Here is a 14,785-nt window from a genome sequence, read left to right as displayed (position 1 = left end):
CACGCGCGCGCCCTGCCCTGCTCCGGCTCCTGTCCCGCGCGTTAATCGCTTTCCTGCTCACGACGACTCCTGCGTTCGGCGCGCCGGCGCCGACGCCCGCGCAGGGCTCGCCGTCTCCGCGGCCGAGCCCGTCCGCCCATGGGACGCCCGGCGCGGGCGAGGCATCGGGCCCCGCTCAGAAGCAGGCCGCTGCCGTCGAGCAGGGAATCCAGCGCGTGCGGGCGCTGAAACTCAAGCACGGCGTGCCGATAGCGGAACGTACGTCGGAGCAGGCCACCCGGATGCTGGCGGCGGAAATCGATCGCGAATACACGCCGGAGCAGATCGACGCCGATGGGCGCGCCGGCGCAATGCTCGGGCTGTACCCGCGCGGAATCGATCTGCGGGCCGCCAACCTGAGCCTGCTCGAAAGCCAGGTGATAGCATTTTACGACTTCCACACCAGGCAGATGGTGATGGTCAGCGGCGCGCTCACCCGGGAGTTTCCCGGCCAGCCGCCCGAGGTGCGCGCCAAGCTCTCGCGGATGATCCTGGCGCATGAGTTCACCCACGCGCTCCAGGACCAGAACTTCGACTTCGGCGCCGAGGACGAAAAGCTCAAGACCAACGGCGACCGCTCGCTTGCGCTGCACGCCGTGGCCGAGGGCGACGCGACAATCGCCGGCTATGCCTTCATGCTCGGCGGGATCAATCCGACCCTGCTCGCCTCGCTCATTGGAAACCTGCAGAGCTTTGCGCAGGCCTTCACCGGCGCCGCCGCCGGCGTGCCCCGAGGCGTGGCGCAGCCGTTGATTTTCCAGTACACCGATGGCGTGCGCTTTGTCGCCGAAGCCTACAAGCACGGAGGATGGACCGCGGTGGACCGGCTGTACCGCAACCCTCCGCAGTCCACCCAACAGATTCTCAACCCCGAGCTCTACTATGACCATCCGGCACCGCCCGACAGCGTGAACGTCGGCGGCTACGAGGCGGTGCTTGGTGGATGGCACAAGGCCGACGAGGACACGTTGGGTGAGCTGGGTCTGCGGATCATCCTGGAGAACACGCGCGGCAGGACGTCGCCGGACTTCGCGCTCGCCAACAAATGGGCGGGCGACCGAATCGTAATGCTGCGCAAGGGCAAGGCCGTAAGCGTGATCTGGCTGATCGCGTTTCGCGACACCGATAGCGCGGCTCGCTTTGCCGCCGTTTACACAAAAGTGCTCGAGCGCCTGCACGGCCACCACACCGCCTATCGCGTCGCGAGGCGCCAGGATGCGGTCCTTGTTGCGGTGGGCGAGCCGGCCGCGCACTTCAAGCAGCTCGGACCGTCACTATGGAAGGCGAGCAGGATAACGGCGCCGCCGCCCGCGGCGCCGGCGAGTTCTGCTCCGTTGCAAGCCGGGGCACCGCCGCGGTCAAGGCAAGCTATGCAGGTGGCGATACGCTGATGAAGGGCTTCACGCATCGCATCAGCCGCCAGGCCGCAGGCGACCAGTCGCATCGCCGCCATCGAATCGGCGCGTTGCTCGCGCTCGGACTTGCCGGATGCGCGTATGCGGTGGTCAGCGGCGGCAAGGTCAACCGCGCCAAGGCGGATCAGATCTATGCGGGTTTGCAGGAGTTCCGCGGTCTGACCTTCAAGAGCGCCGTGCCCCTGGTGGTGATGAGTCCCGAGCAAGCCGACCGGGTGCTGCAATGCGAGGTGACCAGCCGCGGAGGCGATGTGGCGCTCGCGCGCGCGGCGCGGGTCGGCGCGATGACCGGGCTGTACGCACCTGCGACCGACCTTGAGGGGCAGACGATGCGAATGCTCGACAGCCAGGTCGCCGGCTTCTATTACCCTGGAAACAACGAGATGATCCTGGTCCAGGGCAAGGCGCCGCACAGCGTGCTCGAGGGGCTCGCGGGCTTGTTTACCGGCAGCGATCCTGCCAACGAGATGCTGATCGCGCATGAATTGACCCACGCGCTCCAGGATCAGCACTTCGATATCCATCGCGCGCTCGACCGCATCCGCTCGGACGACGACCGCAAGCTCGCGCTGAAATCGATCGCTGAGGGCGACGCCACGCTGACGGCCTATGGCTACGTCGAGGGCGGGCTTAGCGCGGCACGGATCGACGAGCTGGTAAGGCATCTTGCGCAGATGCCGCGGATGTTCGACGCCGAATCGCCCGGTACGCCGGCCGCGCTGCGCGAATCGCTAATCTTCCAGTACGCCGAAGGAACGCGCTTTGTGGGCGAGGCGTACAAGCGCGGCGGATGGGCCGCGGTCAACGCGCTTTACGCCCGGCCGCCGGCCTCGACGCGGCAACTCATCGACCCGGTGTCCTACTTCGACCGCTCCGCTTCGCCGGTCACGATAACGATAGCGGGATGGGAGCGGGTGCTGCCCGGCTGGCGCGCGGTCGCGCATAACACTTACGGCGAGCTGCTCCTGCGCGTCGTCCTGCAGCGCAATCCGAGCGATCAACCGCAGGTGGTGCTGGCACGCGGATGGCGCGGCGATCGGATGGCGGTGCTGGAGAAGGACGGCGCGCTGACCGTTATCTGGATCGTTGCGCTGGACGACGGCGACACCGCCGCCGCGTTCGCCGGCGTGTACCAGGGCATCCTGAATCGGCTTCCCGCAAGCGCGGGCGCGACGCTCCACGGCGTCGATCGGCGCGGCAATACGGTGCTCGCCGTGATCGGCCCCGGCGCCGCGCATTTCGCCGAGCTGAAGCCAGCGCTGTGGCGCGCGAGCGTAATCGACGAGGCGGCATCAGACGGTGCGCCGCGAAGCGCGCCGGCCGAGACGGTGGCTGACGAACGTTAGGCGCCGAGCAGCTGGCGCGCCTTGGCGATGAGCGCCTGTTCGCTCGCGTGGGTGGCGCGCCTGAGCGCGTCGTCGAAGCTGAGCCAGACGACTTCGTCGATTTCGGCGTCGTGGGCGGAGGGGTCGCCGCCTACGCATTCCATCAGGAAAAAATGCACGCGCTTGAAAATACGGGTGAGCGGTTCGCCCCGCGCATGGGCGGAAAAGACGTAGGAGATGTCGCCCAGCGGCTGCACTGCGCCGACAGTCAGCCCGGTTTCTTCGCGCACCTCCCGCCGCGCGGCGTCGAGCGGGCTCTCACCGGGCTCGAGATGCCCCTTGGGCAGGACCCAGGTCCTGCGTCCTGCCGGGCGCACCAGGGCGACCTGGTATGAGCCGGCGGAATTGCGCCGCCAGATCACGCCGCCGGCCGAAACTTCATGGCGCCTGCGGATTTCGCCGCTTGCCGTCGCTCGCTTTGAATTCGACCGTCTGGCCCGCGCCATCCCTTCTAGCCTACATCGCCCAGGCTGAAGCCGAAATCCAGCATCCGCCTGAGCGCCGCGCGCGTGCCGGCGGAAGCTGGCGATTCCAGTGCCGGGTCGCGCACTAGCCATCGCTCCGCCAGCGCGCGCGCCTGCTCGATAAGCCGGATATCGCGGATAAAGTCAGCGAAGCGCAGCGGCAGCGCGCCGCTCTGGCGGGCGCCGAGCAGGTCGCCTGGGCCGCGCATCTCGAGGTCGGCGCGCGCGACTTCAGCCCCGCTGCCTGCGCGCGCCATCACCTCGAGCCGCTTGCGCGCGCGGGCGTCCGCGCCGCGCGACAGCACCAGGCAGCATCGCGATGCCGCCGCGCCCCGCCCTACCCTGCCGCGCAGCTGATGGAGCTGGGCGAGGCCGTAGCGTTCGGCCGCGACCACGACGATTACGCTCGCTTCGGGAACGTCGATGCCGACTTCGACCACAGTGGTCGAGACCAGCACGTCGAGCGCGCCGTCGCGAAAGGCGCGCATCGCCCGCTCCTTGTCCGCCGGGCGCATCCTGCCGTGCAGCGTGCCGATTTTGAACCCGGCGAGCGCTCCTGTGTTCAGCCGCTCTGCCATCGCGGAAACCGACATCCGTTCGTCGCTGTCATCATCGCTCTCGATCAGCGGCACCACGTAGTAGGCGCGCCGGCGGGCTTCGAGTTCCCGGCGCACCGCCGCGTCAACTTCAGCCATCCGATCCTCGGTGAAAACCTCGGTCCTGATCGGTGTCCTGCCGGGCGGCATCTCGTCGAGCACGGAGATTTCGAGGTTGGCAAGCAGGGTCAACGCGAGACTTCGCGGGATCGGCGTCGCCGTCATCAGCAGCGCGTGAGCGCTCGGTCCCAGCGCTTTCAGCCGCGCGCGATCGAAGACACCGAAGCGATGCTGTTCATCGACGATGGCCAGACCCAGCCGGCCGAATGCGACACCTTCCTGGATCAGCGCCTGGGTGCCGAAGACGATGGGCAGCGCGCCGGAGGCGAGCAGGCGCAGCGTACGGGCGCGCTCGGCCGGCGGCGTCTTGCCAAGCAGGAGCGCGGCCGGTACGCCGAGCGGCGCGCACAGCCGGGCGAAGCTCTGGTAGTGTTGCTCGGCGAGCAGTTCGGTCGGCGCCATCATTGCGACCTGCCATCCCGACTCCGCCGCGCGCAGCGCCGCCCACAGCGCGACCAGCGTCTTGCCGCTGCCCACATCGCCCATCAGTAGACGGTTCATCGGATGGGGCCCGGAAAGGTCGGCGCCGATCTCGTCGATCGCGCGAAGCTGCGCGCGGGTCGGCGCGAACGGCAGCGTCGCCAGCAGGCGCGCGCTCAGTGTCGGCAGGGCGTCGATACGCGCGCCGGTCCGCCGCGCCGCCCGCATGCGGTCGATAGCCACCGCGAGCTGAAAGGCGAACATCTCGTCGAACGCAAGCGCATACTGCGCCGGGCTCTCGCCTGCCTCCAGAGCGGCCGGCTCGGCGTCGGCGGGCGGCTGATGCAGAAAGCGCAGCGCGTCGTACGGCGGCATCAGGGCCGCCTCGGCGCGCAACTCGGGCGGCACCGCGCCCTCCACTCGGCCGCCGATCCCGTCCAGCGCCTGCGAAACCAGCGCACTGTAGACACGCTGGCCGATCTCCGATGGCAGGCTGTAGACGGGACGTACGGCGGGCGGCGCGCCGCCGTCGAGGGTGTAAACCTCGGGATGGATGATTTCGAGCGTGCCGTCGGGGGACTCGCCGACCCGCCCGTGCATCACGACCCGCCCGCCTTCGGGCATGCGGCCCTTCATGTAGGCGGGCAGATTGAACCACACGACGCGCACGCGTGCGCCGTGGGTGTCCTGGAGCCATCCGACGGCCATCCGTCGCCAGCGCATCCCGCGCATCGGCCGCTCCTTGAGCCCGAGCAGACGTCCTTCCACCACAGCGGCGGTCCCGGGCCTGATTTCGACAAGCGGCGTGCGGATGCGCCAGTCCTGGTAGCGCAGCGGCAGGTTGAAGAGCAGGTCGGCGACGGTCGTGATACCGCGCTCGGCGAGCGCGGCCGCACGTTTGGGGCCAACGCCGCTGAGCGCGGCAACCGGGGTTTGCATGTCGAGCGGCATTGCGCGAAGCGAGGGGCGCAACCCGGATGGCGTCCGCCCGGGCGCGTCTATCCGCGCGCCTGCTCCGGCGGCGGCTTCTGATGGTAGTCCTGGAGCGCGCGCACTTCGAGGCGCTCGCGCTTGAGCGCCGCGATACCTTCGACCGCCGCCTGCGCGCCGGCCATCGTGGTGAAGAACGGCAGCCGCATCTCCAGCGCGGTGCGCCGAATCGAAAGCGAGTCGGCGGTTCCCGAGGCGTCGGGTGTATTGATCACCATCGCAATTCTGCCCTCGCGCATCAGGTCCACGACATGCGGCGATCCCTGCCCGACCTTGTTCACGGTTTCGCAGGGGATGCGCAGGCTCAGGATGTGGCGGGCGGTGCCGTCGGTTGCGATCAGCTGAAACCCCATCGTGGCAAGCCCGCGTGCGATTGGCTCCAGCGCCGGCTTGTCCTCGTCGCGGACGCTGATAAAGGCGCGACCGTCGGCGGGGAGATCGGTCGAGGCCGCCAGTTCCGCCTTGGCGAAAGCCATCGCGAACGAGCGATCGATTCCCATCACCTCTCCCGTCGACTTCATCTCCGGACCGAGAATCGTGTCCACGCCGGGGAAACGGACGAAGGGGAAAACCGACTCCTTGACCGATACGTGAACCGGCGTGCGCTCGGTGGTAAAGCCGAGCTCGCCGAGCTTGCGTCCCGTCATTACAAGCGCTGCGAGCTTGGCCAGCGGCACGCCGATCGCTTTACTGACGAACGGGATGGTGCGCGAGGCGCGCGGATTGACCTCCAGGATGTACACCTCGCTGTCGTAGATCGCGTACTGCACGTTGATGAGGCCGACCACGCCGAGCTCGCGCGCGAGCAATCGGGTCTGTCGTATCAGTTCGTCCTGTATCACGGTGCCGAGTGTGCGCGGCGGCAGCACGCAGGCGCTGTCGCCGGAATGGATACCGGCGTGTTCGACGTGTTCCATGATCCCGCCGATCACGACCGCCTCGCCGTCGGCGATCGCATCGACGTCCACTTCGATCGCGCCCTGGAGATAACGGTCGATGAGCAGCGGGCGCTGCTCGGAGGCGAGCAGCGCCTGCTCCGCATAGCGGCGCAGCGCGGTCTCGTCGGCGACCACCTCCATCGCGCGGCCGCCGAGCACGTAGGATGGCCGGATCAGTACCGGGTATCCGATCTCGGCTGCGCCGCGCATCGCCTCGGCCAGCCCGCGCGCGAGCACGCCGCGCGGCTGCTTGAGGCCGAGCTTTTCGACCATCCGGTTGAAGCGCTCGCGATCCTCGGCGCGGTCGATCGCCTCCGGCGGCGTGCCTAGTATCGGCACGCCGGCGCGCTCCAGCGGCACGGCCAGCTTGAGCGGGGTTTGCCCGCCGAACTGCACGATCACGCCCAGCGGACGCTCGCGCTCGACGATGGCGAGAACGTCTTCGAACGTCAGCGGCTCGAAGTACAGGCGGTCGGAGATGTCGTAGTCGGTCGAGACGGTCTCGGGGTTGCAATTCACCATGATCGTCTCGAAGCCGGCCTGCTTGAGCGCGAGGCTCGCATGCACGCAGCAGTAGTCGAACTCGATACCCTGGCCGATCCGGTTGGGGCCCCCGCCCAGGATCATCACCTTGGGGCGCGCCTCGGGCGGCGCCTCGTCCTCGCCCTCGTAGGTCGAATAGAGGTAGGGGGTGAACGCCTCGAACTCCGCGCCGCAGGTATCGACGCTTTTGAAGACCGGGCGGATGTCGGCCTCGCGCCGCGCGCGTGCGACGGTTTCCTCGTCCGTGCCGACCAGCGCCGCGATGCGCTGGTCTGAGAAACCCATCGCCTTGGCCTCGCGCAGCAGCACCGGGTCGAGCGGGCCGGCCGCGATCCGCGCCTCGGCCTCGACCAGTTCGGCGACCGCGTCGATGAACCAGGGGTCGATGCGGGTCAGGCGATGGACCTCCTCGCGCGGCATTCCCAGCCGCAGCGCGTCAGCGAGGTAGTACAACCGATGGCTGTTGGGCAGCGCGAGATGGGCGCGCACGGTAGCGAGCGCCGCCGGTTCGCGCATGCCCAAGACGCGGCTCTCGAATCCGAACGAGCCGATCTCGAGCGAGCGCAGCGCCTTGTGTAGCGATTCCTTGAACGTGCGCCCGATCGCCATCACTTCGCCCACCGATTTCATCTGCGGCCCCAGTTCATCGGCGGCGCCGCGGAACTTCTCGAAGGCAAAGCGCGGGATCTTGGTGACCACGTAGTCGATGGTCGGTTCGAAGCAGGCCGGGGTCTTGCGCGTGATGTCGTTGGAGATCTCGTCGAGGCGGTATCCGACCGCCAGGCGCGCCGCGATCTTGGCGATGGGAAAGCCGGTCGCCTTCGAGGCGAGCGCGGAACTGCGCGAGACCCGCGGGTTCATCTCGATAACGACCATCCGGCCGCTGCGCGGGTCGATGGCGAACTGGATGTTGGAGCCGCCGGTATCGACGCCGATCGCGCGGATAATCCGCAGCGCCGCGTCGCGCATCAGTTGGTATTCCTTGTCGGTCAGCGTCTGGGCCGGCGCCACCGTGATCGAGTCGCCCGTATGGACGCCCATCGGATCGAAATTCTCGATCGAGCAGATGATCACAACGTTGTCCGCGCCGTCGCGCATCACCTCAAGCTCGAATTCCTTCCAGCCCTCGACCGACTGCTCGATCAGCACCTCGTGGTTGGGCGACATTCCAAGCCCCCACGCGACCTTGGAGCGGTACTCGGCGATGTCGCGCGCGATCGAGCCGCCGGTGCCGCCCAGCGTGCGCGAGGGGCGGATAATGAGGGGCAAGCCGAGCCTTTGCCGGATCCGTTCGGCGTCCTCTTCGGAGTGGGCGATTTCCGAAGCCGGCACTTCCAGCCCGATCTCAATCATCGTGCGCTTGAAGAGGTCGCGGTCCTCAGCCTTCTTGATCGCGTGCAGCTTGGCGCCGATAAGCTCGACGCCGAAGCGATCCAGCACTCCCGATTCCGCGAGCTCGATCGCCAGATTGAGCGCGGTCTGCCCGCCGACCGTCGGCAGCAGCGCGTCGGGGCGCTCGTGCTCGATTACGCGCGCGATGGCCTGCGCGGTCATCGGCTCGATATAGGTGCGGTCGGCCAGTTCCGGATCGGTCATGATCGTGGCCGGGTTGGAGTTGACCAGGATAAGCCGCAGCCCTTCCTCGCGCAGCGCCTTGAGTGCCTGCGTTCCCGAGTAGTCGAATTCGCAGGCCTGGCCGATCACGATCGGGCCCGAGCCAATCAGCAGTACGGAGTTGAGGTCCTTGCGCAGTGGCATCTAAAGCTTCAGGTCCATTTGGTTCGCTTCGGCTCCCAGCAATTGTGTCACGCGACGGCTCCGTGCCCTTCCTCCGTCGCGATCCGATCCAGCGCCTCGGCACCCCAGCGCGGGAACGCCTCGACCAGGCGGCGGAAGCGGCGGAACAGATAGCTCGCGTCGTGCGGCCCGGGCGAGGCCTCGGGATGATACTGCACGGAGAAGAACGGCACCCCGACGCCGCGCAGCCCTTCGACGGTTCGGTCGTTGAGGTTGAGATGGGAAAGCTCGGCGCGTCCGGCCAGCGAATCGGCGTCCACCGCGAAGCCGTGATTCTGCGAAGTGATTTCCACCCTGCGCGTGCGCAGATCCATTACCGGATGATTCGCGCCGTGATGGCCGAAGGTCAGCTTGTAGGTCCGCCCGCCGAGCGCGAGCCCGAGAATCTGATGACCGAGGCAGATGCCGAAAATCGGCTTTTTGCCGATCAATTCGCGTACGGCCGCATGCGCATACGGCAGCGCCGCCGGATCCGCCGGCCCGTTGGAAAGAAAGACGCCATCGGGGCCGGCCGCCAGCACCTGCTGCGCGGTTGCCGTCGCTGGCATCACGCGCACCCGAAAGCCGCTCGCGACCAGGCGGCGCAGGATGTTCCGCTTGGCCCCGTAGTCGAGCGCAACGACCAACGGCGCCGCGCGCAGCTCCTCTGTGGTGGGGCGGTGATAGCCCTCGCCCAGCGTCCAGTCTCCGAGTTCCCAGTCGAATGAGGCCTCGCAGGTGACTTCCTTTACCAGGTCGCGCCCGACGAGTCCGGGCGAGGCCTTGGCGCGCGCAACCAGCGCGGCCGGGTCGAGGTCCAGGCTGGAAATCACCGCCTCCTGCGCGCCGTGGGTGCGGATGTGGCGCACCAGCGCGCGAGTGTCGATTCCCTCGATTCCGACCACCCCTGCGCGTTCGAGGTATTCGCCGAGCGTCATTTCCGAGCGCCAGTTCGACGGCCGCGGGCAGTACTCCTTGACCACGAAGCCTTCGACGTATACGCGCTGCGACTCGGCGTCCTCCGCGTTGACCCCGACGTTGCCGATTTCGGGGTAGGTCATGCACACGATCTGCCCTTTGTAAGAGGGATCGGTGAGCACCTCCTGGTAGCCGGTCATGGCGGTGTTGAAGACGATCTCGCCGACTGTTTCGCCAATCGCGCCGAAGGCGCGGCCGCGAAAGATGCGCCCGTCAGCGAGCGCCAGTATCGCCTCGCCCGCCGCCATCAGACCCGCGCCTCCGTGCGCGCGTCATACACGATTTCGCCGGCCACGATCGTCACCATCGCCTTGCCCTCAAGCTCGCGCCCGCCAAACGGCGTATTGCGACTCTTCGAGATGAACTTCATCGGGTCCACCGTCCACTTACTGTTTGGGTCGATAAGCGTGAGGTCCGCACGTACTCCCGCCTCGATGGCGCCGCCGTCGATTCTGAGCAAACGCGCCGGATTAAGCGACATCATCCGGACCATCCGCGGCGCGTCGATGACCCCGCGATGGACCAGCCCGAGCGCCAGGCCGAGCGCGGTCTCCAGCCCCACTACGCCGTTGGCCGCATGGCTCAGCGCCTCGGCGGCGTCCTCGGGCAGGCGGCCGCATTCGCGGTCGGCGCCGAAGAATCTGGCAAGGCGCGCCATCCGCTTGGAGTCCGGGTCGTGCGGAGCATGATCGGTAGCGATCATGTCGATCGTGCCGTCGGCGATCGCGGCCAGAACGGCTTCAACGTCGCGCGGACTGCGCAGCGGCGGCGCCATTTTGGCGTTCGGCCCCCATCTGAGCGCTGCCCGCTCGTCGAGCGCGAAATGATGGGGTGTCACTTCACAGGTGACCTGGGCGCCGCGCTTGCGCGCGGCGCGAATCAGCTCGAGCGCTTCGGCGGTCGAGACGTGCGCGACATGCACCGCAGCTCCCGCGCCGATCGCCAGCGCGAGGTCGCGACGCACGCGATCGATCTCGGCGGCCGCAGGAGCGCCGGCCACGCCGAGGCGCTTCGAGACCTCGCCGGCGTTGACCGCGCCGCTGCCGGTCAGCGCGCGGTCCTCTTCGTGCAGCGAGATGGCGAATCCGGCCCGCGCCGCTTCCTCCAACGCCCGTGCCAGCAGCGCCTGATCATCGATCGGAATCCCGTCGTCGGAGAACAGCCGCGCGCCCGCCGCGGCCATCGCCGCGAAATCGACCATCTCGCCGCCCTCAAGGTCACGCGTCACGGCCGAGACCGGGATGAGCCGCGCGGCGTGGACTTCGGCCGCTTGAGCGAGCATGTAACGCGTGATCTCGGGGCAATCATTGACCGGCGACGTGTTGGCCATCGCGGCTACCGCCGTAAAGCCGCCTGCGGCCGCCGCACGCAGGCCCGTAGCGATAGTCTCCTTTTCGGGAAAGCCGGGATCACGCAGATGGACGTGCGGGTCGATCAGCCCCGGCACGACCCACCATCCGGCGGCATCGATCACCGGCGCACCCGGCATCGCAGCGCCGGCTTGCGGGTTCCCTGTCCGTACGATCGCCTCGATCTCGCCATCCGCGATCAGCACGTCGCAAACCTCGTCGCGGGAATTGGCTGGATCGATCAGGCGTCCGCCGCGGATCAGGAGCCGGCTCATGCCGCACCCTCGCCTTCCTTGAGTGACTCGACCATCGAGTAGATAACGACGCGGTCCTGTGTCTTGGTCCGCGCCGAGGCGCCGTCGGGGGGCACCAGGCGGACCTGTACGCGCTCGGCGCGCGCGGTTGGGATGTTCTTGCCGACGTAGTTGGGTCGGATCGGCAGCGCGCGATGGCCGCGGTCGATCAACACGGCGAGCTTGACCGCGGCCGGTCGCCCGCGCTGCCACAGCGCCGTCATTGCGCGCTGGACGGTCCATCCGCTGTTGATCACGTCGTCCACCAGGACGATCGTGCGATCCTCGACGTCGAGGGCGGAGCCGCCATCCAACGGATGCAGCGCGGCCTGGCCGCCGAAGACGTCGAGCGCGCCGCACGGCGGACGCACGCCCGTCTCGGCCTCGATCAGATCCCGCAGGCGGAGCGCGAGCAGCGCACCGTGGCTGACCACGCCGACAATCGAAACCGCCGCGAGGTCAGGAAGATCGGCGATGATTTGCTTCGCCAGCGCGCCGCACGCGGCGGCGACCTCGCCCGCATTCATGATTTCGCGCTGCGGGCCGCGCCGATACGGCTCGTAGCCGTCCTCTTCGGCTTGCTTGACGCTCTCGAAGGCGGCGAGCGAACCCTCGTCGATCCATCGGCGGACGTATCCGTACAGGCTCTCGTCGAAATGGTAGTAGCGGCGGGTGCGCGCGTGGCCGACGTACTCAACCCGAAGCTCGCGCTCGCATAGCTCGCAAATCAGCACCAGCGCCGAGGATGGGGCGGCGCGGCCGAGCCGGAAGCGCGGCGCGATGTAGGAAGTTTCGTGGCGGCTGATGCAGCTCGGGTTCGGGCAGCGCGGCGCCGGATGGGCCTTGAAGCGGATTGCGCCCGGCCCGGCGTCATGCGCGGCGCTTTCGGTCTGCTCGAGCAGCCACGCGATCAGCGCCATCCGCACCGGAACTCCCGCGGCGGCCTGCTCGAAGTACACGGCGCGCGGGTCAGTGTCGAGTTCGTAGGCGAGCTCGTCTGTGCGCGGCAGCGGATGCATCACGACCGCCTCGTGAGTGCGCGTGGTCCTCAGCGCGCGCGCGTCGAAGTGGCCGTAGGGTTGCACTCCCGCCCCCTTGTCACCCATGCGCTCGCGCTGCAGGCGGGTCAGGTAGAAGGCGTCGAGCGCGGCCGGCGGCTGGGCGGCAGGCGGCGGGCCCTCCAGCGGCATCTCCGCGGTGAACAGCGCCATTTGATGGGGCGCGCTGGGCGTGAGGTAGAGCGCGTCGATTCCGCCCGCGAGCCCGCGCAACTCCTCCATCGTGACCGTCGAAAAGCCGTAATTGCGCTCCGCCGCGACGCGTTCGAGCACATAGCCCGGCACGTTCATCCCGTGGTACGGCACGGCAACGATGTTGGCGCCGAAGCGGGCCAGCGCGTAAATCAGTGAGTGCACGGTGCGGCCGAACTTCAGATCGCCGCAGATCGCGACAGTCAGGCCGCGCAGGCGCCCCTTCTTGCGCCGCAGGACGTAGAGGTCGCACAGGGTTTGAGTTGGATGCTCGCGGCTGCCGTCGCCCGCGTTGAGCACCGGGCACGGCGCGTACTCGGCGGCGACCCGCGCCGCCCCGTCGCACGGATGGCGCACTACGATAAGGTCCGCATACGAACCGACCACGCGCACTGTGTCGGCCAGCGTCTCGCCCTTGGCGGCCGAGGAGGCCTGCATGTCGGGCGAACTGATGACCGCGCCGCCCAGGCGATGCATCGCGGACTCGAAGCTCAGCCGGGTGCGGGTCGAGGGTTCGTAAAAAAGCGTCGCCATGATCAGGCCGCGCGCGCGCTCGAACGTCTCGCCGCTCTCGAGCGCGGTGGCGAAAGAGTCGGCGAGCTCGAAGATGCGCTCGATGTCGGCGGTGCTGAGGTCCTCGATCGAGACGACGTCGTTTTTGAACAACCGCGCCATCGCCGCTCAGCTCGTCGTTTCCTTCTTGCTTTCGCCGACGACGACTTCATCAACGCCGTCAACTTCGGCAAGCCGCACGTACACGCGCTGGCCGCGCGGCGCCTCGATGTTGCGCCCGACGTAGTCTGCGCGAATCGGCAGCTCGCGCTCGCCGCGATCGACCAGCACCGCGAGCTGGACCGCTTCGGGATGACCGAGGTCGCTGAGTGCGTCGAGCGCGGCGCGCACGGTGCGGCCGGTGTAGAGCACGTCGTCCACCAGCACCACCCGCGCGCCGTCGAGCGCGAATGGGATATCGCGTCCGAGCAGGCGCGGATCGCCCGGCGCGCCGCGGCCGTCGTCGCGATACGAGGAGATATTGAGCGTGCCGACCGGCACCGCCGGCCGCCCAGCCTCCGCCATCGCCGCCGCCATCCGCTCGGCGAGCTTCGCGCCGCGGCGCACGATGCCGACCAGCACGACGTTGGCGGCGCCGTTGTTGCGCTCGATGACCTCGTGCGCGATGCGCTTGACCGAGCGCGCGATCGCGCCGGCGTCGAGCGCCGGCGCCGGCTTGTTGTTGTGCTGATGCGGCGCGCTCACCGCAGGCTCCGCCGCCGCGCGCAAAAAAAGACCCGCCTGCGGATGCAGCCGGGTCGCACAGTATGCAATTCCATCGTTACGCCCTTCCCGCCATCTCAGTGACGGGTTAAAGGTCACCTTCTTTTGTACCGGCGTGCCGCCCGCCAATCAAGCCGGGATGGGCGGTTCACCCGACTTTTCCAAGAAATAAGCCGTCGCGGCCGCCGCAGCCGCGAACACGAATCATTCGTTGGTGCTCAGGACTACGGCCAGTGCCTTGTGCGAGCCCTAGCCCGCTTTGCGGTTGCGCTCGAGCTTGCGCATGCGCTGTTCCTGATCGCGGGTCTGGATCGTAATGCGGTCGTCGAAGCGCTCGAACTTGCGCGCCAGCTCGGCGACCGCTTTGTTGGTCTGCTTGAGCTCGGCGGAGAGCTTCTTGGTGGTGGCTTCGGCCGCGGCCGCGACCTCGGCCTTAAGCTGGGCGGCGGCCTCGCCGATTGCGCGGTCCACGCCTTCGCGGACGGCGGTCGAGGGTCGCTTGCCCGTCTCGGTGCGCACGGCGTCGCGCAGGGCGTCGATCTCCTGGCCGAGATGGATGCGGACCTCCTCGGCGCGCCGGTTCATCTCCTCGCTGAGCTGATCGCGCGCCTGCGCCGCGCGCACGCCCATCTCGTTCTGGAGCGCGAGCTTGAGCGCCCCGAGCTGTTCGCGGAATTCGACCCGTGTCGCGCCCAAGGTCTCGCCCAGGCGCACGATTTCGGCACCGAGGTCGGCGCGCACGCCGCCGATGCCGTCGCGGTTCTCGGCGATCTGCTCGGAAAGAAAGCGGATCTGGCGGCCGACCTCAGTGAACTGGCCCAAGACCTCCTCGCGCAACGAATCGAGCCGCCCGCCGAAGCCGGACACCGCCTCCAGCACGAGCTCGAAACGCGCGCCGAGCTGTTCCAACAACGCGCCCACCCGGGCCCCCGCTTCGTCCGACACTTGCTCCTC

10 protein-coding genes are annotated in these 14,785 nt (G+C 68.2%); 2 read left to right on the top strand and 8 right to left on the bottom strand.

Annotation, left to right across the window (positions count from 1 at the left end):
• Nucleotides 1-215 precede the first annotated feature (215 nt).
• Nucleotides 216-1,430, top strand: a complete 1,215-nt coding sequence (locus tag VFB33_15755) for a hypothetical protein (GenBank protein ID HZO83150.1) — start codon at nt 216-218, stop codon at nt 1,428-1,430.
• Entirely contained in the window at nt 1,430-2,800 is a 1,371-nt protein-coding gene (locus tag VFB33_15750; GenBank protein HZO83149.1) for a hypothetical protein, read from the top strand. Before VFB33_15755 ends, VFB33_15750 begins: the two co-directional genes overlap by 1 nt.
• Here the strand turns inward: VFB33_15750 and VFB33_15745 are convergent.
• From VFB33_15745 to VFB33_15710, 8 genes are all read right to left on the bottom strand, one after another.
• A complete protein-coding gene (locus tag VFB33_15745) occupies nt 2,797-3,285 on the bottom strand; it encodes an NUDIX hydrolase (GenBank protein ID HZO83148.1) in 489 nt (162 codons plus the stop codon). The genes VFB33_15750 and VFB33_15745 overlap by 4 nt on opposite strands.
• Before the next feature lie 5 nt (nt 3,286-3,290).
• Nucleotides 3,291-5,378 carry an ATP-dependent DNA helicase RecG gene (recG, locus tag VFB33_15740; GenBank protein ID HZO83147.1) on the bottom strand — a complete coding sequence of 696 codons (2,088 nt, stop codon included), beginning with the start codon at nt 5,376-5,378 and terminating at the stop codon, nt 3,291-3,293.
• A 59-nt stretch (nt 5,379-5,437) separates the two neighbouring features.
• Nucleotides 5,438-8,668 (bottom strand): carbamoyl-phosphate synthase large subunit, encoded by a 3,231-nt coding sequence (gene carB, locus VFB33_15735; protein HZO83146.1) that lies wholly within the window; start codon nt 8,666-8,668, stop codon nt 5,438-5,440.
• Between the two features lie 47 nt (nt 8,669-8,715).
• Nucleotides 8,716-9,912: a glutamine-hydrolyzing carbamoyl-phosphate synthase small subunit gene (carA, locus tag VFB33_15730; GenBank protein HZO83145.1), complete on the bottom strand. Its 1,197-nt coding sequence runs from the start codon at nt 9,910-9,912 to the stop codon at nt 8,716-8,718.
• Nucleotides 9,912-11,288, bottom strand: a complete 1,377-nt coding sequence (locus VFB33_15725; protein HZO83144.1) for a dihydroorotase — start codon at nt 11,286-11,288, stop codon at nt 9,912-9,914. The genes carA and VFB33_15725 overlap by 1 nt, the downstream gene beginning before the upstream one ends.
• A complete protein-coding gene (locus VFB33_15720) occupies nt 11,285-13,231 on the bottom strand; it encodes a phosphoribosyltransferase family protein (protein ID HZO83143.1) in 1,947 nt (648 codons plus the stop codon). Before VFB33_15720 ends, VFB33_15725 begins: the two co-directional genes overlap by 4 nt.
• Nucleotides 13,232-13,237: 6 nt before the next feature.
• Complete coding sequence (pyrR, locus tag VFB33_15715) at nt 13,238-13,813, bottom strand: bifunctional pyr operon transcriptional regulator/uracil phosphoribosyltransferase PyrR (GenBank protein ID HZO83142.1); 576 nt, start codon at nt 13,811-13,813, stop codon at nt 13,238-13,240.
• Nucleotides 13,814-14,080: 267 nt separating this feature from the next.
• Nucleotides 14,081-14,776: a hypothetical protein gene (locus tag VFB33_15710; protein HZO83141.1), complete on the bottom strand. Its 696-nt coding sequence runs from the start codon at nt 14,774-14,776 to the stop codon at nt 14,081-14,083.
• Nucleotides 14,777-14,785: the final 9 nt, after the last annotated feature.

The sequence above is a fragment of the Candidatus Binataceae bacterium genome, from assembly GCA_035650475.1.
In the GTDB taxonomy this organism is placed as follows: domain Bacteria; phylum Desulfobacterota; class Binatia; order Binatales; family Binataceae; genus JAKAVN01.
This window is presented reverse-complemented; position numbering and strand designations above follow the sequence as displayed.